The following is a 3,331-nucleotide window of genomic DNA, read 5'->3' as shown; positions in this document are numbered from 1 at the left end:
TACAAAGCATTGTAGATAAAGGCAATAGTAACGGCATCAACAGTTGTTTTGTTGCCATTGAATCTGGCCGACTATTGGGCTTTAGATTAACGTATGCCGCTGGTCAATGGCCTATCGACCTGTGGTGTACACCAAATCGTTGGGGAGTAGATCAATCTCAAGTTGGCTACTTTAAATGCAACACCGTAGCATCTGATGCTCGCGGCAAGGGTATTGGTGGTTTGTTACTTAATGCTGCTATTGGCGCACTAAAACAGCAAGGTGCAATCGCGGGTGTGAGTCATTTGTGGCAACAAAGCCCGCATAATTCAGCTGTTCGCTATTTTACCAAGGCTGGCGGTGTACTGATAAAAGAACATCCTGATCGTTGGAATAATACCCTTGAGCACCCAGATTATAATTGCGTGCTTTGTGGACCTAGCTGTCACTGCGTTGCATGTGAAATGCTACTCATTTTCTAATAACAAACTCTTTTGAATACGTTAAAAAGCCTTATTATGAATAGCAGAATATTTGATCCTTTAAAACATAAGTCACCAGCGAACCTAAGTCCCTGCGATTCATATTGGGCTAGTACTGTGTCTTTAGGTGAGGCAAATAAAAGTCTCCGTGGCAGTCAAACTGCAGACGTTGCTATTATCGGTGGCGGGTACACAGGCCTACTAACGGCGCATTATTTGGCAGAACGCTATAATGTAGATGTATGTGTCCTCGAGGCAAATCAGGTTGGTTTTGGCGCAAGCGCTCGCAATGCTGGCTTTGTTCTAAAAGGGGCTGGCCGTTTAGGTTATTCTCAAATGGCCAAACGTTGGGACTTGAATACAGCGAAGGGCATCTATAACGAATTTAGCCAAGCCGTTGAGCGCGTAGACGGGCTAATTCAAGACTATGATATCAAATGTGACCCACAACCTAAGGGGTACATTAAAGTCGCGCATAACCCCAAAGCACTGACGCAGTTAAGAGATACAGCTTCATTTATATCAACACATCTCGGTGAAGATGCCCAATTCATAGATGCGTCAACACTTAAAAATGAGTACATGGATCATCACCAAGCTTATGGCGCATTACGACTTGAAGATGGATTTGGTGTCAATCCACTAAAGCTGCTTTTGGGTTATAAGTCATTGCTAAATAAACAGAGTGTAACGCTTTGTGAGCATAGTTGTGTTGAAGGCTGGATAGAGGAAAATGGAAAACATCGTTTAATCACGTCAGAGGGTGAGTTAAGGGTCAATAAAGTCATTACCGCGGGTAATGCCTATACTCCAAATGAATTTAACCCTCGCATCGATAATCGATTTCTTCCTATATTAAGTAATGTGATAGTCACGGAACCATTAACGGAAGATGAGTTGGTTACTTGTGGTTTGAAAACACATCAAGTCACCATGGATACGCGTATTCTAAAGTACTATTATCGACTATTGCCTGATAATCGCTTACTGTTTGGGGGGCGAGGCGCAATATGGGGGAGGGATGCATACGACGCTGTCTTTCAACGCCGATTAAAGATTGCGATGACACAATGCTTCCCCTCGTTAGCAAATAAGTCGATTGCATATAACTGGACTGGATGGATAGCTGCAACTTTAGATGATATGCCGCATGTTTTTTGTCATAATAGCGTGGGTTATAGTCTAGGATACTGCGGTTCTGGTGTATCATTTAGTACGCAAGCCGCTTTTCGATTGGCGCAACAGATTACGGGTCATAAAGTCCCCAGTTTACCTTTGTATGATAATGAGCTGCCTAAATTCCCGTTGCCTAAATTTAGACGCGTAGGACAATGGGGCTACTATCATTATGGTTGGCTACGAGATAGATTTTTATAACCAAAGTCAGCTGGTTTTATGTAGCTGTGCTACCTTTATAGATTACAATTTTTTGAGGAACCGTTAGTGAAGAAGCATCCTGTTGATAAAATGTTAGAGAACCACGATGAACTTACCCACTCTGAGGATGTGAAGGTTCTATCGCATATTCAAAGAGAGAAAGAGGAATGGGTTTTGCACACTGTAATGATTGAAGGTTGTGATACGCCTTTCAAATTCAAAAGACGGAAGAAGTACAAAAGTCTTAAGGATGCCAACGTTAACATGACGTACTACAGCGGAACTGAAGGTATTGCAGGCTTTGAGATAGATGTTTTTAAAGTCGTTAGAATAAAGCGTAGCTAATTCATTTTCAGTTGTACAAGATTCTACAGCGTCATATCTCGGATATTCAGTGTTGCGTATTGTGCATTATGCTACTCAATATGGAAGTCATCGAGCTTCCATATTTGATTGAATACGCACTGAACTGTGCCCTTTAAACGCTGTTAGCGATGGTTTTTCGAGTGAAAATTATGAGTGTATTCGGTTCGCCCATTCAGCACGGATACAGCTAGAGGCACATATAATCCATATCAAAGGTGGTTTTTATTCCATTTATGATGAAGGGTGACATATGTACTTTACACAACAGAATCAATTGCAACACACAGGACTAGCGGCACAAATTGTTAATGACGAAAGATTAGCAATGTTAACGGATACTGTAAAAACGTCAATGAAACTGACCCAGGCTGCATTATTGAAACGTGCTTTGAATAGTGTAAATGCCTCATCGCTTATCCTGCTCACTCATAAATCAGAATCATTAGAGCTACATCGAATTGTATTAGACTCACTACTTGGCAATACAGAAAAATCAATCTTACTTAGTTATATTGATCAAAATATTGAGATCATTGACGAAGCGTTATGCAAAAAAAGAATTAATTAGCCAGAACGCTCTCATACAAACCCGCTATTAAAGGGAATAACCCACTCCGCGATTTGACTAAGCACGCTGCGAATCATAATGCCAACAGCTCTTTTTTATTAAGAGCTGTGATTGTCATTAGTTGCTCCTATCAAACGCTGTTACTTATACGTCATATGTTATTTCCAGCTAGTTTTCCTCGCGCAGCCTTTACCGTTATTCAAGACAAGTTACGCTTCATTCTCACTGTGTATCTCAATTCCATTTTTGGAATGTGTTACAGCACTTTGTCCAATGATGTTGTAGCTACTCGCTGGAACAGGTCTACTAACGGTAATCACCGCAATGTTATGCTTCCATTTGATAAACAAAACAATGGGCCACGATCAAGTTTAACCTCTTTCTCTTATACTCATCTTACGCTGCCGACTATTTTTTTTTTTTTTTTTTCTTTTTTTTTCTTTTTTTTTTTTTTCTTTTTTTTTTTTTTTTTTTTTTTTTTTTTTTTTTTTCTTTTTCTTTTTTTTTTTTTTTTTTTTTTTTTTTTTTTTCTTTTTTTTTTTTTTTTTTTTTTTTTTTT

5 protein-coding genes are annotated in these 3,331 nt (G+C 39.4%); 4 read left to right on the top strand and 1 reads right to left on the bottom strand.

The genetic code is table 11. From position 1 onward, the window contains the following. From CXF82_RS00905 to CXF82_RS00890, 4 genes are all read left to right on the top strand, one after another. Nucleotides 1-461, top strand: a 461-nt coding sequence (locus tag CXF82_RS00905; RefSeq protein WP_102043513.1) for a GNAT family N-acetyltransferase, incomplete at its 5' end; no start/stop codon positions are given. A gap of 36 nt (nt 462-497) precedes the next feature. Next, nucleotides 498-1,838 carry an NAD(P)/FAD-dependent oxidoreductase gene (locus tag CXF82_RS00900; protein WP_102043512.1) on the top strand — a complete coding sequence of 447 codons (1,341 nt, stop codon included), beginning with the start codon at nt 498-500 and terminating at the stop codon, nt 1,836-1,838. A 90-nt stretch (nt 1,839-1,928) separates the two neighbouring features. Next, nucleotides 1,929-2,183, top strand: coding sequence for a hypothetical protein (locus CXF82_RS00895; RefSeq protein WP_101090265.1), 255 nt, complete (start codon nt 1,929-1,931; stop codon nt 2,181-2,183). Nucleotides 2,184-2,454: 271 nt separating this feature from the next. Then, nucleotides 2,455-2,772, top strand: coding sequence for a hypothetical protein (locus tag CXF82_RS00890; RefSeq protein ID WP_101090201.1), 318 nt, complete (start codon nt 2,455-2,457; stop codon nt 2,770-2,772). A gap of 371 nt (nt 2,773-3,143) precedes the next feature. On the opposite strand, the gene CXF82_RS00885 is transcribed toward CXF82_RS00890, so the two are convergent. Next, a partial coding sequence (locus CXF82_RS00885) for a hypothetical protein (protein WP_180961148.1) occupies nt 3,144-3,331 on the bottom strand: 188 nt, incomplete at its 5' end.

The sequence above is a fragment of the Shewanella sp. GutDb-MelDb genome (assembly GCF_002836075.1).
Classification (GTDB): domain Bacteria; phylum Pseudomonadota; class Gammaproteobacteria; order Enterobacterales; family Shewanellaceae; genus Shewanella.
Note: the sequence above shows the minus strand (reverse complement) of the source record. Positions and strands in the feature narration are given on the sequence as shown.

What these genes read in the sequence shown, in the direction of transcription:
- CXF82_RS00890 (WP_101090201.1), top strand. Translation starts at nt 2,455, where the DNA reads ATGTACTTTACACAACAGAATCAATTGCAACACACAGGACTAGCGGCA.
- CXF82_RS00895 (WP_101090265.1), top strand. Translation starts at nt 1,929, where the DNA reads ATGTTAGAGAACCACGATGAACTTACCCACTCTGAGGATGTGAAGGTT.
- CXF82_RS00900 (WP_102043512.1), top strand. Translation starts at nt 498, where the DNA reads ATGAATAGCAGAATATTTGATCCTTTAAAACATAAGTCACCAGCGAAC.